Origin of the sequence: Sphingomonas sp. NY01 (assembly GCF_038809135.1) — a bacterium.
Classification (GTDB): domain Bacteria; phylum Pseudomonadota; class Alphaproteobacteria; order Sphingomonadales; family Sphingomonadaceae; genus Sphingomonas; species Sphingomonas carotinifaciens.
Window position 1 is genome coordinate 1,895,782 of record NZ_CP101722.1, and the last position, 13,484, is coordinate 1,909,265.

Consider the following 13,484-nt stretch of genomic DNA (forward strand, 5'->3'; position numbering starts at 1 on the left):
CGGACCGGTCGAGGCGCTGGAGCAGTGCCTCAGCGACTTCGCGCCGATCACCTTCAGCGGCACCGCGGCGCAAGGCTATTTCGGCGGCTTCCTGTGGCGATCGTCGCAGCTTGGCGCGCAGCGCGAGGCGAGCGCCCTTCCCCTCCGATATGGCGGCGCGCCGGGCTGGGGGGCGAATGCACGCCTGTCAGGCAAGGCCGCGATCGCGTGGAATGCGCTGTTCGACAAGGATGGCAAGGTGTTCTCGGGCGGCTTCCCCCAGGTCGGGTCCGTGTGGCGCGGCGTAAAGGCCTATGATCCGCGCAAGGACAGCACCTATCCGGGGGCATGGGCTCGCACCGCTGGGCCGATCCAAGCGACACGGCAGCTTTCGACGCGGCGCGCGCGACGTGGGAATATACCACCTCCCCGGGCCTGCTGGCGCTGCGCAATGCGCTGGGTACCTGGGAACGGGACGAGCCGACTGGGGGGCGGTACCGCAAGGTGTTCGGCGCCGGCATCCCGATCGACGGGCTGATCGTGGAGGATTTCGTCCACCTCGCGAACGTCTGCGACGCGAACGGCTGGCACGTAGGCGGGCGCATCTTCGAGCCTGGTAACAGGTGGGACAATTTGAAGCGCATCCTCGCCGCTGGCGGAGCCGAGCCGGCGTGGCGCTGCGGACGCCTGGGCGTGAAGGTGCAGGCACCGCGCATCGCGCTCGACACGATCACCGCGAACGATCTGGCGGACGATGGCGATGTCGTCGTGGGCGCAATGCAGGGATGGGAGCAGCGGCTCAACACGCTGACGCCGAAATACCGGTCCGAGGCGCACCGCTGGGAATATGTTCCTGCCAACGCAATCCAGATCACCAGCTATCTGGCCGAGGACGGCGAGGAAAAGAGCGAAGAGCGCCAGATCGACTTGGTGCAGGACGCCACGCAAGCGCGCCAGTTATGCGCCTATGAACTGATGGACCGGCGCGAACTGGGCGAGATCGAACTTCCCTGCAAGCCGCGCCTGCGCCGGTACGGGCCGGGCGATCTGCTGATCGTGGACATTCCCGAGGCGGGGCTCGTCGCCCAACCTGCGGTCGTGCTGCGCCGGTCGCTCAATCCCGAGACGATGGGCGTGTCGCTCGTCCTGCGCGGGGAGACGCTGGAGAAGCACGCGTTCGCGCTCGCCGCGACCGGCGAAGCACCGCCCACCCCCGGCCTGCGCTCGACCGAGGATATCGACGCTACCCTGTCGTCCACCAACCTGATCGATTGGAGCCAGGTGCGCGATCCGGACGGCACGCGCCCCGACGACAACGCCACCAATTCTGCCGACCCCGACAGCCCCTTCGGTCCTGACGGCACGGTAAAGGAAGCGATTGCCACGCTGAAGCGTATCGAGCCGATCGCAAGCGACGTTTCAGCGCTGGAGATGGCGAAGGTCGAGCATGACGATGCGTTGGCGCTGCTCGATGGCGTCCAGGTTGATATGGCGGCGATCCAGCGTCAGGCCGAGCGCGATGCTGGCAAGCTGGACGAGGCGATGCTGCGGCTGCTGGCGGAATCCTCGCGTACCCGCGACGTGCTGCGCGATGCCGGGATCGTGGTCGCCCCCGCGACGGGCGTCGTGCGGATCTACGCCGTCGACCAGGTTGCCGAGCGCACCTCGCGCGTCGAAGTCGGGCTCGACAGCGTGCGTGGTACGGTCGCGCTGAAGGCCGACAGCGATTGGGTCAACAATCAAATCGCGCTGGCGGTGCTGAACCCGGAGCAGGCCGCCCAGCTTGAGCCTATCATCAGGCGGTTGGCGTCGGTCGAGGTCGTGGCGGACGGCCTGCTGGGCACCATCACCAGTAAGGCGAACGCCGTAGACCTTACCGCGACGACCAAGCGGGTGACCACGGCAGAACAGTCGATCGACACGCTGACCGGCGCGATCACGCAAAAGGTCGATCGGACCACGTTCGATGCCTTGGGCGAGACGGTCCAGAGCATCGAACAGAAGCTCGATACGGAGGGCGACCGGACCGGCTTCTCGCTCAATATCCGGCAGGCGCGGCTAGTGGCTGACGATGCCGCGACCGCCGCGCTCCGCGGATTGCTCGCGAGCGACGGCGCCAATCGCCGGCAGATCGTGCAAGCCGCGGAAATCCGTCAGGACATCTACACCCGCATCAAGGATGGCGAACTAACCCTGGCCAAGGAGCGCCTGGAGCTGGTCGCAGAGGTCGATGCGGTCCGGGCGATGACGGTCCGCGAGACTACCGCGATCGTGGATGCGCTTGGAGTGGCCGCACGTGATATCCGCACGCTGGCGGTGACCACCGACAAGCAGGCCGGCGCGATCGGGGAGGTCAGCGAAGCCGTGATCGACGCGAAGGGCGGCCTCGCGCGTAACGGAACAACGATCCGTCAGGTCGTCGGCCGCGCGGATACCGCGGACGAAGCGTTGCTGCGCGCCATCATAGCCGGCGACGATGCCAGTCGGGTGCGGCAGGCGCAGATCGTCCAGATACAGACCGAACTGTCGACCACGCTGGTCGCCAACGAGGTGGCGTCGGCCACGGCGCGCCAGTCTTTGCTGGCGCGGATGAATCAGGCCGAAGCTGCGATTGTTGAAGTGCAGAGCGTGCTGACCAATAACATCCAGTCGCTGGTAGAGCGCGTTCGCGCTTCAGAGGCGGCATGGACAGATAAGGATACGGGCCTCGTCGCCACCCGCGCACGGCTGGCGGTGGAGGAAAAGCTGAGTGCTGATCGGCACAAGGCCAACGCGGAGTCGATCGAGACCCTGAGTTCGACGGTCAACGATCCGGTCACCGGTCTTCCCGCGGCATTCGCAACGATCGGTCGCGTCCGGGAAACGGCTGCCAATGAGAATGCAGCGACCGCCAAGTTGGTCGAGCAGGTCCGGGCGGAAATCGCCGGCATCGGTGATGTCGGGCTCGAGCAGGCCTTCGACGCGGTCGTCAACAGGCTCGGCAAGATCGAGGGGCGCTATGCGCTGACGATCGACGCCAATGGCAATTTGACCGGCTTCGAAATCATCGGCTCCGACACGGGCCGCGGCACCTTCAATGCGATCAACGTCGACCTTCGCATGGGGACCGGCCTGATCATCTGGAACAACGGCCAGTTCATGGAGGTGAAGGGCATCGGGTTCGGCCAGAACCGCGATCTGCTGTCCTGGTACGGCCCCACGATGGCGATCGATGCGTGCAGCCGCGCCAACGGCCTAGAGTGGAAGGGCACCGATGGCCTGATCTACACCGCTGCTGCCATCAAGGCCGGCCCTTACGTCAACAGCGGCACGTCGACGCTGATCGCCGCTGACGCGTCCTTCACGCTGGGCCCCTTCACCAGCAACGGGAAATCCAAGGCGGTGGTCGCCTCCTATACCTTCCGACGCAATCGGCAGATCGCGCCGGGAGGCGGCGGGTCGGCGTCCGGCGCCCCATCGGCAACACTGGTGCTCGAATATCAATCTGGCCCCGGCATCTGGTCACAGGTCGGGACGATCCAGACGGGCAACCCGGTGGTGACCGTGGCGCCGGCAACCGGCGAAGACCCCGGCTTTCTGGAAGAATCAATGTCGGGCAGCATCACCTGGACCGACACGCGGACCATGCTGGACGGCTACCTCTACCGGCTGCGTCTGACTGCCCGCCAGCAGGCCAGCTTCACCGGCACCGCGCAAGGCGCGGACAGCGTCACACAATCCCTCTCCATCATCTCGCAAGAATAACAGGAGCATCCCTATGGCTTGGTACCGCGCCGGCACGGTGTCGGTGACGAATGGCTCTGCCACCGTCACTGGCGCCGGCACTGACTTTGTCTCGAACGCCTCGGTAGGCGAGGCATTCCTTGGCCCCGACGGTCGGACTTACGAGATCACCCAGGTGGTCTCCGCTACGCAGATCGTGCTCGGCATGCCCTATCAGGGCGCCGGTGCGGGCGGTCAGGGATATGCCGTCTTACCAACGCAGAGCTTCGCGCGGGATCTGGCGCGTGGTGCGGCGGAACTGCTGAACACTTTCGCGGCGGTGCGCGATAGCGCCGGTCAGGGCCTTTTCCCAGACGGCGCGCCAGCAGCACCCGGCATCCGCTTCGGCAGCGATCAGGATACAGGCTGGCGTCGGGTCGGGGCGAATGTCGCGGCGCTTGTGGCGGGCGGTATCGACCGACTGACAATCGACGGAAACGGCGCGTTCGTGACTGGCCCGCGGATGGCCGTCAGCGGTTCGACCGTGTCGGATCTGACGCATTCCACGAATGTCGCGAACTGGTCGAGCGGCGTGCCAGACGGCGCCAACCGCTGGCGCGTGATCGAAAACCAATTTGGCAGTGAGATGGTAAGCGTCCTGCCAAATGGTAATGTCGGCTTCGGGACGATTACACCATCAGCCCGGATGCATATCCGTAGCGGCAATACAACTCTGCGGGTTGAGAGTTCGAACGCGGGGGCGACCGATACACAAGTCGCAATCGCTACCCCTGATCGGCAATGGAACATCGGTCAGAACGTCGGCGGATCAGGCGTTGGCACTCTGAACATCTTCGATGTCACGGGCGGTGCCCTTCGCCTCCTGTTCGCCACTGACGGTGCGGTCCGACCGGGCATCGACAATGCGCAGCAGTTCGGAACGGGCAGCTTCCGCTGGTCGGTGATCTACTCCGGCACCGGCTCCATCAACACGTCGGACGCCCGCGAAAAGAAGGACATCGGCGACATTCCAGCCGAGTGGCTGGATGCCTGGGGCGACGTGCAGTGGCAGCGATTCCGCTTCCGCGATGCGGTGAAGGCCAAGGGCGAGGAAGCGCGCTGGCACCTGGGGCTGATTGCCCAACAGGTACAGGAGGCATTCGCCGCCCGCGGCCTCGACGCCCGCGAGATCGGCCTGCTCTGCCACGACGAATGGGAGGCGACGCCTGCCGTGAAGGAAGTGCGCGACGAAGAAGGCGAGATCGTCACCCACGCCCAGCCTGCCCGCAAGGCCGGCGACCGCTGGGGCCTGCGCTATGACGAATGTCAGGCGATCGAGGCGGCGTGGCAGCGTCGACGCATCAGCGACTTGGAAGCGGCTGTCGCAGCCTTGACGGCCCAGCACGGCTGAGGGGGAATGGCCGGCGCCACGGGAGAAGGCGCCGGCCGAGGGGAGTGTCGCTGTAGCCGGGGGACGGCGTAGCCAGCGAACGCGGCCCTTCTATCCAGGCAGCCTTGTCAGGCGCCTGACCGCTTCATGACAATTCGGCAATGAAAGGGTGACGCATGACTGCGACCGCCACCAGCAACTACATCGGCGAAGCAATGCAGACGGCTGCGCTCGCGCCGCCCTCCCTCGCCGACAATCCGGGGCTGCTCGCCTGGAATCTCTTCGTCATGACCGCGGCCATGTGCCTGGGCATCATGATGGCGGGCAAGCAGGCGCGCAGGATCTGGGCGGCGCGGTCGATGGACCACCCGACCGATCCGGTGTCCATCTATCGCATGATTATCCTGCTGGCCGGCTGTGCTGTCGCCACACGGGGTGGTGCTGAAGCGGTCAGCCTGTGGTCGTGGTCATCCGGCGATGCCGCAACGATCGAGCGCGTTGCCACGGCGAAGCGCTGGCTCGACCCCATCTCGGTCGGCTTCGGATTCCTGTGGATGACGATGCATATCCTGGCGGAGCCGATGGTGGAATTTCAGCTACGTAAGGTGCCTTTGCCGGTCGACCTGTGGAGCCGCTGGCCGCAGCTACGCCGGCCCGTCTCGATCCTGATCGTCAGCCTGCTGATGGCAGCTGCTGCGGTGGGCCTGCGCTGATGATGAAGGAACAGGCCATGTCCGCAGCGCCCGGCGTCACCGTTCCTGTCGTCTGGTCATTTCTCGGCTACCACTTTCCGGCTGGCTCCATGATCGTCGGGCTGCTCGCGTGTCTGATGGTGCGGCTGTTCATCACCCTCGACGCACCCGGGCCGAAGCGCTGGCTTTTGGACATGATCATCACCGGCATTGCCATGCTGGTCACGGCTGTCTGGATTGCAGAGCACCAGGTCGACCTGTTCGCCGCGCTCGGCACTGGCGGGACCGCGGGTGCGGTCGGCGCGGGCATCATCAGCTTTTTCAAACGGCGCGGGCAGAGCGCGATCGACGCGCTTGACGCGGCACTGCCCGGCAAGCCGGCCGTGCCGCCCGAAATGACCGCGACCCTGCGCGAGATCGACAAGCTCTAATGCAGGTGGGGGCGGCAGAAAGGGAGAAAGCCGCCCCGCTACTGTATCGATTTTGAGAGCGCACAGCAGCAGCGGCCGAGCCGCCCGCAATGACAAGTAGTGACCGCCGCATGCAGCGGAAATCCCCCTTGCAGGTGCCAAATGTTGCGGAGCGCTAAATAAGCGGGCTCGATCGCGTCAATATCGCCCATGCTGGGCGGTTCCGGCTCAAAAATAGGGCCCGCCGCACGATGGCACCGGGCCCTAGTTTGAAAGGGTCGAGAAGCAAGGGGTATCGCTTCGCATCCACTAACGTAAATCAATCCGGCACGTTCCCTCGCCATCATATGAAAACAGCGGAGGCGGCGCCGCTAAATAAGCAACGGCGCCGCCCCAGCAACGCCGCCAGGCCTTGAAGGAACACCTTGGCGGCAGCAGCGGGTATGCACGTCCCGCTGCCTAGTGTCTGATAAATCTCGGAAATCCCTGGACTTGGTGCGATACCGAACCAAGCAGCAAACCGCACGAGTGCGGGGCGGCGCCATGGGGAACATAGGCCGCCCCTAACGCCAGCCAGGTTTGAAGGGACCCGCAACGCTGGTGCGTCTGTAGCCCTGCGCGCCTGCGCGATCCCCCACTCAGGTTAATTTCGATCAAGAAGGAGGAAGCGCTGCACGCGGCGTGTACCGCCTCCCGATCGCAGTCGCTCACATACGTTGCCATCAACGATGGGGCGGCTCTCCGCTTCCCACGAACAGCCGCCCCCACTGCCCACGTCCCAAGCCAAGGGAAGACCGCGTGCGGTGTCCGCGGGGAATAGCTGCTGCATCACCAAACGGAAAGGAAGAAGGATGGCTAAATCGGTCACGCAGTTGGTCGATGAGGTGATCGCGCGCGAGGGCGATTACGTGAACCACGCAGCCGACCGCGGCGGTCCCACCCGGTGGGGCATCACGCAGACAGTCGCCCGGGCGAACGGATATGCGGGCGACATGCGCGTCCTGCCCCGCGCCACGGCCGCGGACATCTACCGCCGCATCTACTGGCTTGCGCCGCGCCTCGACGCCGTGGCGGCTCTATACCCGACGGTCGCGGCCGAGATGTTCGACACCGGCATCAACATGGGCACGAAGGTGGCCGGCGCCTTCCTGCAGCGTGCCCTCAATGCGCTGCTCGGCACAGCACTCGTGCAGGACGGTGCGGTCGGTCCGGCGACGATCGCGGCGCTGGAGGACTTCAAGCGCGCGCGCGGCGTAGCCGGCGAGCATGCATTGGTGAACGTTCTTGATGCGCTCCAGGGGGAGCGGTACGTCTCGATCGTGGAGGCGCGCGCCACGCAGCGGGTGTTCCTGTTCGGCTGGCTGGCGCACCGCTTGGGGCAGGCATGACCGCGGCCGGCGCGCTCGCCCTCCTACGCCGCTTTTGGTGGGCGATCCCGATCATCGGCCTTGCCGCTGCCCTGCTAATCACCCGCGAAACGCTGGCGGACCGCACCGCCACGCTGGAGGCCGAGCGCACCGCATGGACCGCGGAAATCGAGCGCGCGGAGCGGCAGCGGGCCGACATCGAGCGCCAGCACGCCGACCGCATCACCCAGGCGACTGCCACCTATGCCGACCGCCTCGCCAGCCGGCAGCCCATCATCATCCGATCCACCGACACCGTGAGGACCTATGCCCAGACTGATGCTGGCCGGGCTCGCTGCCTTGGCCCTGACCGCGTGCGCGGGATCGCCGAAGATCGCGCGGCCCTCCATTCCGAAGATACCGGAGCCTCCGCGCGCGGCGCTGACGCCCTGCCGGCCGGCGACGCTGACGATCCAGGGTGACGGCAGCATGACCAGCGCCGATGCCGAGCGCGCGATCCGGCTTGGGGATATCGCCCTTGCCGAATGCGAGGCGCGACGCCGGCTGCTGATCGAAGCTTGGCCTCGCTGATACGTGCTTTGCCTCTAATGCCGCGCGCACACACCGCGCTGCGTAACTCTAGGGAGCGGCTGTCCAAGGCATGGGAAGAAGTCGGTCTCGTCACGCTGGCCGCCATCCAGGCAGGACTTCTTAGCGCCGTCCGCGCGCGATGTTTTTCGCGCGCTCCTGCAACTCCTGATCGTTTGCTACCGCTCGGCGGTGATCGTTTTGTGATCCCTGGACGAAGCAATGCGCGGGATATGCGTAGCCATACATAAGATCGTCCATCCGGCCTTCAGCTTCATCAAGTTCCTCGATTAGCTCCCGCAACTCACCTTCGCCCACGAGACGGCTGCACTCGTACATAGGGGAGGTGTCGATCTCTATGTCAGATCGTCCTGCGCGCTTGCAATCTACGATAACCTTGGCGCTGGCATGTTGGACTTCTCCACCCATAAGATACAGATCTTCGTCGAAGCCTTCGGCATACGCCCAAACGCTGTGTGCCAGCTCATGGCGTTTGCCAGCGGGGCGTTCCGCCATCTTCAGGGCAGCCTTCACAAGATCGGCCTCCTCAGGCAACAACGCTTCGTAGGCGGCGTCGACCACCGCTTTGAAACGTCTATCCCAGCCTTTCAGCCCGTCGAAGGCCGCACGCTTTGCCGGGTCGGCGTCGGTCAGGATCGTGTGCCATTGATCCAGCTTCTTCTCGATGACGCTCCATCGGGCCATTGCGCTACAGACAAGGGGTGTGAGCGCGGCTACACCCATATGACCACCTACCGGCTCCCGCGCCTGAGTGACGAGAGTACCATTCGGGATCTTTCGGTCACTAATGTTCATGTGCGCTCCCTGTCGCCTAGTTCGATGACACAGCAATACGCGGTGAAGATCTTACAAACGTCTTATCCAGGCGTCACTCTCCAGACGATCAATCAAGCTTGGAGCCGGCGCGCAGCAGCGATTGCCGTCTCCGCCATCTCGCGCATGATCGTCCGCCAGTAGGGATGGACCGCTGACCACGGCTGATCGTCCAGGCTGCCGTGTCGGCGGCTTTCCCAGATCGCGCCAGCGATGTGATCAACCAGCGCGTCCTCGTCATTGGAGGTGCAGATCCTGCACCGGGCATGCTGCGCCATCATGATTTCCTTGCCGACTCCGGTTGTCGACCACTACCATGTTCCTGATTCGTTCTCTAGTCGGCCGGCCATGCACCTCCCTCCCCGCTTCGTCCTGATCATCGAAGGCACCGTTTACGGCGTGACCCGCGGCGGGATCGCCACGGCACCGACCTTTGCCTACCTGATCGAGCGGCTGCTTTCCGGGCACGCGATCGCGGACGAGGCGCTGGAGCATTACGGGCTGCGAGTTTGGATCGAGCCCGACACGGATCAATCCTGCGATGGCCCTGACGTGTTATACGACGCACGATCGGGAAAAGGCTGTGGATAAGCCGGTATAAACTGTGGATAACGTTGTGCGCCACCCGACGCGACGGGCCCGCCGGGCAGGATCAATCGGGTTCGCCGGGCCCTGATATGACAGCCTCAGGGCTCCATGGGTCGCGAGCACCCAGCAGGCGCTCGTCCACCTGCAGGATCATCGCCAGCTTCCGCCGCTCGTCTTCGGGCAACCGGCGGGGCGTGCCGCGCGCGACATATTGCTGGAGGTAAGCATCGTTTCGGCCGATGCTGCGCGACAGGTTCGCCAAGCTTCGACCGCCATCGGAGGCGAACCGGACCATGTTCTCGCGGGCGGCTTCGTCTGTGATGCACTGCATACGATTAAAAATCGAGGTTTCGATGGCGGATCTCTGCGATCAGATCCTCAACCCAGACGCTGTCTGATCCGCCGGAGGTGCGCTGATACTCGTCGAGCAATCGGCTATCTGGCCAGGCCGCCTCAATCCCGGCGATCCGCGCCCGATACGTCTTGAGGACGCTTTGGGTCGTGTCCACATCGCCGATGACGTAGCTGCTCTCGTCCCGTTCAATCTCAGCCACCCGCTCACGAAGGCCGCGAAGGCGTTCAAGATCCGAAGCAGAATCGGTGCTCATGAAAGGCAGCCTACCACCCGCTTTTCGACACGCCAGCCCATTATGACAAACCTCTGTGTGTGCCGGATATCCTACCGTGAACAGAAGCGGAAAAGGTCAGAAGCCACCGCGCAAATCTGCCGTTTCCGCTCGACTGTTAATCGAGCTGCTGTGCTTCTACTGCCATTGCCTCTGGTGGCGCTGGAGCGTTCCAATACAAATCAGCCGCACCTAACGCCACCCGCAGCGTAGGATGAATGACACGGTCGGCAACGTCCGGATCTCGTGATGAAAGTCGTTCCACAATCCACGACGTTCCGATCCTTGCCACCTCCAGCGGCATTCCCTCGTGCTTCCATTCGAACAAGGCAGGCCCCTTGTTCCAAGGTCGGGACGCAAAGCTTGCGTCTGGAATGAGTGGATACCCGTCAGGTGTTAGCAAGACGTGCTTGAGGCCAGCGGCATCGAGTACTTGGCGGCTATCTGCCGAATGGGTTAGATCCGCGGCCGCATGAGGCGGATGCCATAAGGTGACGTACATGCCCTCTCGAATCAGCGCCTCAATTAGTGGTTGAAAATCAACATCTCCCGCCAGCAATGTACACCTTTCCATATTCTGGCGGACGGTATGGAGTAGCATGTCGACTGCGATTTGCACGTCCACCTTTTTCTGTCGGACCTTCTTACCTCTCAAATCACCGACTTGAGCATGGAAGCCGTTCGCAGACCGGATCGCATTTATTGCGTCCATTTGCGGTGCGATCCTATCGAGCCAGACATGCTGGTCTTCAGCGTGCCCCTGCGCGGGTACCGCGTCGTAGTAGAAGGCCTTCGTGTGTTCACCGAGAAGCGCTGCCATGTTGAGCTTGGCCGCAAAGCGGTCACCCAACATGCGCTCGCTTATGCTTTCGACGGCGGCGCGCAGACAGCCTGCATCAATGAACAGATAGGTCACCCTGGGGCGGGGGGCGTAGGAAATTCCTGACACGCTAAATCCTTGTTTCCAAGCCGTAGCACCATCTGACACGGATAGCGGACGATTTAACCATCTGCAGAACATCCATGATCTAGGCGTAGGACCGAATCAACATCCATGCTGGCTTGCGAAGCGCCCCTGCGGGGATCGATGCGGGCGGACATTGAGATGCGGCACCACAGGTATGTGTGTTCTCTTGGGGGTATCCATGGGGGTATCTTCTCGGATACGGCGATCTAAACTGACGCAAAACTGCGGAAAAATAAGTGCAGTCTGATAGGTGCCGGGCCCACCACCCCCATTCCCTCCCACCCCGCGATTCGCTAACCCACGTTATGAGACTTTGGGGAGGCGCCGGTCCCACCGGGGAGCGGCCGCATAGCAAGCATCGGGCGGCAAACGATAATTTCGGGCTCACGCCATGGTTGTTGTGCCTGGGCGTCCTGATTCGCCTGATCATGATCTATCATGGTCGCGGTCCGATGATCATGGTCGAGGCGGGCGAAGCGACGCGGGTGGCGATCAGCCTCGCCACCGGGGGCGGCTTTGCCGATGCGTTTCCGGGCATGGGCCCGACCGCACATCTGATGCCGGTGATGCCGCTGCTCGTGGGCGGCGTCCTTTTCCTGTTCGGCGCGCATTCGTCGGCCGCGTTGACCGTGCTTCTGATCGGCGCACTGGTCCAGTTCGCGGTCGGTCTGCTGCTGATCGACCGTGTCTATGCCCGGCTGGGGTCACCGCCGGCTGCACGGCACGTCGGCCTTGTCTTCTTCTGCCTCGTTCCGATCTTCGCCAAGGAGGAGCTCATCGACTTCCGCTTCTGGGAAGGAGCGCTTGCGGTGGTGCTGAGCTGTTGCGGGCTGCTGGCAATCGGACGCGTGCGAAATGGCGAAGTCCTCTCGCCCGCACGAACGATCGGCGCGGGGACACTCGCAGCATTCACCTTCTTTGTCAGCCCACCGGCGGGGCTCGGTATCGTCGCGACCTGGATCATGACCGCGAGACCGTGCCTGCCTGGGCGCCGGGTGGTGCTTCTCGGTGGCTCGGCGGCAGTTGCACTCGCGCTGATGGTCACGCCCTGGGCGATGCGCAATGCCCATGCCATGGGCGCGCCCATCCTGTTACGGGACAATTTCGGGCTGGAGTTCGCCCTCGGCATCGACCCGGCGGTGGGCAGCGGGCGCCCCTCCAGCGTGGCCTATGAACGCAACTACGCCCGGATCCACCCCTATCGCAGCGTCGCCGCACGCGCGCGGCTCCGGGCGGCGGGGGGCGAGGTCGCCTATTCGCGCATGCTCGGACACGCGGCATGGAGGTGGGTGACCGACCACCCGATGGCCTTCGCGCGGCTGGCCCTGCGCCATTACGCAGCGTTCTTCTTTCCGCAGGTCTGGCAATCGGGCGACAATCACCGCGCCGACGCGCGCCCGATCATCCTGTCGCTGGTCAACCTGCTCGGCTTTGCGGCGTTGCTGTTCGATGCGCTCTCGCGTCGGTTCCGGCTGACGCCGATCGGCGTGTTCGTGCTGGCGACCGCCCTGCCCTATGCCCTGGTCCAGCCGATCCCGCGCTATTCCTACCTGGTTTACGGCCTCATGTGCTTCGCCGCCATGGGGCTGGTTCATCGGTGCGTGCAGGTGGTGGCGACGCGCTATGCGGCCCGGTGCGGGACCGTGGCCCACCCGGCGGGCGACCATCTTCACTCGCTCGGCACCGGTGCCGAACCCTCGGTCCCGCCCGTCCTCCACCGCTCCACCCGGTAACGGGTGGCCGGGTGCAGGTCGCCGGGCAGCGCATCCGGCAAAAAGGCGCCGATCGCCTCGATCTCCAGCGACAGCCGCGGTTCGATCACGACATCTTCCACCAGAAACACGGCCTGATGGTCGCGCTTGTGGTCGGGATTGTGCCGGACGTCGTAAAGGTGCCGCGCGGCGCCGTGACGGACCATCCCGATTTCCTCGCGCAATTCGCGCAGAAGCGCGGTGAGCGCGTCCTCGCCCGCATCGATGGCGCCGCCGGGCAGATACCAGCCACGCTTGTAACTGTGCTTCACCAGGATCAGGCGCCCCTCGGGCGTCAGGCAGATGCCCCGGCTGCCCCGCGTCTCGGGCGTCGTCATCCGCCACCAGGCGCGGCGTAGCGCCTGGAAGCCGTTGAGTGCGATGCGGGGGCCCGCGGCCCGCCAGCCCGTCCGCTGGATCAGGATCATGGACGCAGCGGGTACCGAAACGAAGCCCCGACGCCAAGCGCTTAGAGGCTGTTTGAAAACGTGCAGCGGCCACGTTTTGCGGCTCCGGCCCGCTCCCCCTCCCGGCCACCCATCAAGGATGCTCTGTGGGTGGCCGGGAGGAGAAGCGGGCCGGAGCCGCCTCGAAAATCGCCCATTGGCGAG

Annotated in this window: 14 protein-coding genes; 8 read left to right on the forward strand and 6 right to left on the reverse strand. The window is 64.5% G+C overall.

All coding sequences use genetic code 11. The annotated features are described in order from the left end of the window. Window positions 1-327 precede the first annotated feature (327 nt). From NPJ82_RS09300 to NPJ82_RS09325, 6 genes are all read left to right on the forward strand, one after another. Entirely contained in the window at window positions 328-3,723 is a 3,396-nt protein-coding gene (locus NPJ82_RS09300; RefSeq protein ID WP_342657141.1) for a hypothetical protein, read from the forward strand. A 13-nt stretch (window positions 3,724-3,736) separates the two neighbouring features. After that, complete coding sequence (locus NPJ82_RS09305; RefSeq protein ID WP_342657142.1) at window positions 3,737-5,092, forward strand: tail fiber domain-containing protein; 1,356 nt, start codon at window positions 3,737-3,739, stop codon at window positions 5,090-5,092. Window positions 5,093-5,247: 155 nt separating this feature from the next. Further along, complete coding sequence (locus NPJ82_RS09310) at window positions 5,248-5,784, forward strand: hypothetical protein (protein ID WP_342657143.1); 537 nt, start codon at window positions 5,248-5,250, stop codon at window positions 5,782-5,784. A gap of 17 nt (window positions 5,785-5,801) precedes the next feature. Then, complete coding sequence (locus NPJ82_RS09315) at window positions 5,802-6,194, forward strand: hypothetical protein (protein WP_342657144.1); 393 nt, start codon at window positions 5,802-5,804, stop codon at window positions 6,192-6,194. Between the two features lie 830 nt (window positions 6,195-7,024). After that, window positions 7,025-7,561, forward strand: coding sequence for a glycosyl hydrolase 108 family protein (locus NPJ82_RS09320; protein WP_342657145.1), 537 nt, complete (start codon window positions 7,025-7,027; stop codon window positions 7,559-7,561). Continuing rightward, on the forward strand, window positions 7,558-8,001 hold the full coding sequence (locus NPJ82_RS09325) for a hypothetical protein (RefSeq protein WP_342657146.1): 444 nt from the start codon (window positions 7,558-7,560) through the stop codon (window positions 7,999-8,001). Before NPJ82_RS09320 ends, NPJ82_RS09325 begins: the two co-directional genes overlap by 4 nt. 229 nt (window positions 8,002-8,230) lie before the next feature. On the opposite strand, the gene NPJ82_RS09330 is transcribed toward NPJ82_RS09325, so the two are convergent. Further along, the gene (locus tag NPJ82_RS09330; protein ID WP_342657147.1) at window positions 8,231-8,923 is read right to left on the reverse strand and encodes a hypothetical protein; all 693 of its coding nucleotides are present in this window, start codon (window positions 8,921-8,923) and stop codon (window positions 8,231-8,233) included. A gap of 92 nt (window positions 8,924-9,015) precedes the next feature. Further along, entirely contained in the window at window positions 9,016-9,222 is a 207-nt protein-coding gene (locus NPJ82_RS09335) for a hypothetical protein (RefSeq protein WP_342657148.1), read from the reverse strand. Between NPJ82_RS09335 and NPJ82_RS09340 the strand changes: the two genes are divergently transcribed. Beyond that, entirely contained in the window at window positions 9,221-9,532 is a 312-nt protein-coding gene (locus NPJ82_RS09340; protein WP_342657149.1) for a hypothetical protein, read from the forward strand. The two genes, NPJ82_RS09335 and NPJ82_RS09340, sit on opposite strands and share 2 nt — an antisense overlap. A gap of 61 nt (window positions 9,533-9,593) precedes the next feature. On the opposite strand, the gene NPJ82_RS09345 is transcribed toward NPJ82_RS09340, so the two are convergent. From NPJ82_RS09345 to NPJ82_RS09355, 3 genes are all read right to left on the reverse strand, one after another. After that, window positions 9,594-9,791: a hypothetical protein gene (locus NPJ82_RS09345; RefSeq protein WP_342657150.1), complete on the reverse strand. Its 198-nt coding sequence runs from the start codon at window positions 9,789-9,791 to the stop codon at window positions 9,594-9,596. A 73-nt stretch (window positions 9,792-9,864) separates the two neighbouring features. After that, the gene (locus NPJ82_RS09350) at window positions 9,865-10,137 is read right to left on the reverse strand and encodes a hypothetical protein (protein WP_342657151.1); all 273 of its coding nucleotides are present in this window, start codon (window positions 10,135-10,137) and stop codon (window positions 9,865-9,867) included. A 136-nt stretch (window positions 10,138-10,273) separates the two neighbouring features. Further along, entirely contained in the window at window positions 10,274-11,104 is an 831-nt protein-coding gene (locus NPJ82_RS09355) for an NYN domain-containing protein (RefSeq protein ID WP_342657152.1), read from the reverse strand. Between the two features lie 470 nt (window positions 11,105-11,574). On the opposite strand from NPJ82_RS09355, the gene NPJ82_RS09360 reads away from it, so the two are divergent. Beyond that, window positions 11,575-12,855, forward strand: a complete 1,281-nt coding sequence (locus NPJ82_RS09360) for a hypothetical protein (RefSeq protein ID WP_342657153.1) — start codon at window positions 11,575-11,577, stop codon at window positions 12,853-12,855. Here NPJ82_RS09360 and NPJ82_RS09365 read toward each other — a convergent pair. Next, window positions 12,792-13,301: an NUDIX domain-containing protein gene (locus NPJ82_RS09365; RefSeq protein WP_342657154.1), complete on the reverse strand. Its 510-nt coding sequence runs from the start codon at window positions 13,299-13,301 to the stop codon at window positions 12,792-12,794. The two genes, NPJ82_RS09360 and NPJ82_RS09365, sit on opposite strands and share 64 nt — an antisense overlap. Between the last annotated feature and the right edge of the window lie 183 nt (window positions 13,302-13,484).

Excerpts from the sequence above, each read along its gene's own strand:
- NPJ82_RS09335 (WP_342657148.1), bottom strand. The coding sequence starts at position 9,222 with ATGATGGCGCAGCATGCCCGGTGCAGGATCTGCACCTCCAATGACGAG.
- NPJ82_RS09330 (WP_342657147.1), bottom strand. The coding sequence starts at position 8,923 with ATGAACATTAGTGACCGAAAGATCCCGAATGGTACTCTCGTCACTCAG.
- NPJ82_RS09315 (WP_342657144.1), top strand. The coding sequence starts at position 5,802 with ATGTCCGCAGCGCCCGGCGTCACCGTTCCTGTCGTCTGGTCATTTCTC.
- NPJ82_RS09300 (WP_342657141.1), top strand. The coding sequence starts at position 328 with ATGGGCTCGCACCGCTGGGCCGATCCAAGCGACACGGCAGCTTTCGAC.
- NPJ82_RS09325 (WP_342657146.1), top strand. The coding sequence starts at position 7,558 with ATGACCGCGGCCGGCGCGCTCGCCCTCCTACGCCGCTTTTGGTGGGCG.
- NPJ82_RS09365 (WP_342657154.1), bottom strand. The coding sequence starts at position 13,301 with ATGATCCTGATCCAGCGGACGGGCTGGCGGGCCGCGGGCCCCCGCATC.
- NPJ82_RS09305 (WP_342657142.1), top strand. The coding sequence starts at position 3,737 with ATGGCTTGGTACCGCGCCGGCACGGTGTCGGTGACGAATGGCTCTGCC.
- NPJ82_RS09350 (WP_342657151.1), bottom strand. The coding sequence starts at position 10,137 with ATGAGCACCGATTCTGCTTCGGATCTTGAACGCCTTCGCGGCCTTCGT.
- NPJ82_RS09360 (WP_342657153.1), top strand. The coding sequence starts at position 11,575 with ATGATCATGGTCGAGGCGGGCGAAGCGACGCGGGTGGCGATCAGCCTC.
- NPJ82_RS09320 (WP_342657145.1), top strand. The coding sequence starts at position 7,025 with ATGGCTAAATCGGTCACGCAGTTGGTCGATGAGGTGATCGCGCGCGAG.
- NPJ82_RS09310 (WP_342657143.1), top strand. The coding sequence starts at position 5,248 with ATGACTGCGACCGCCACCAGCAACTACATCGGCGAAGCAATGCAGACG.
- NPJ82_RS09340 (WP_342657149.1), top strand. The coding sequence starts at position 9,221 with ATGATTTCCTTGCCGACTCCGGTTGTCGACCACTACCATGTTCCTGAT.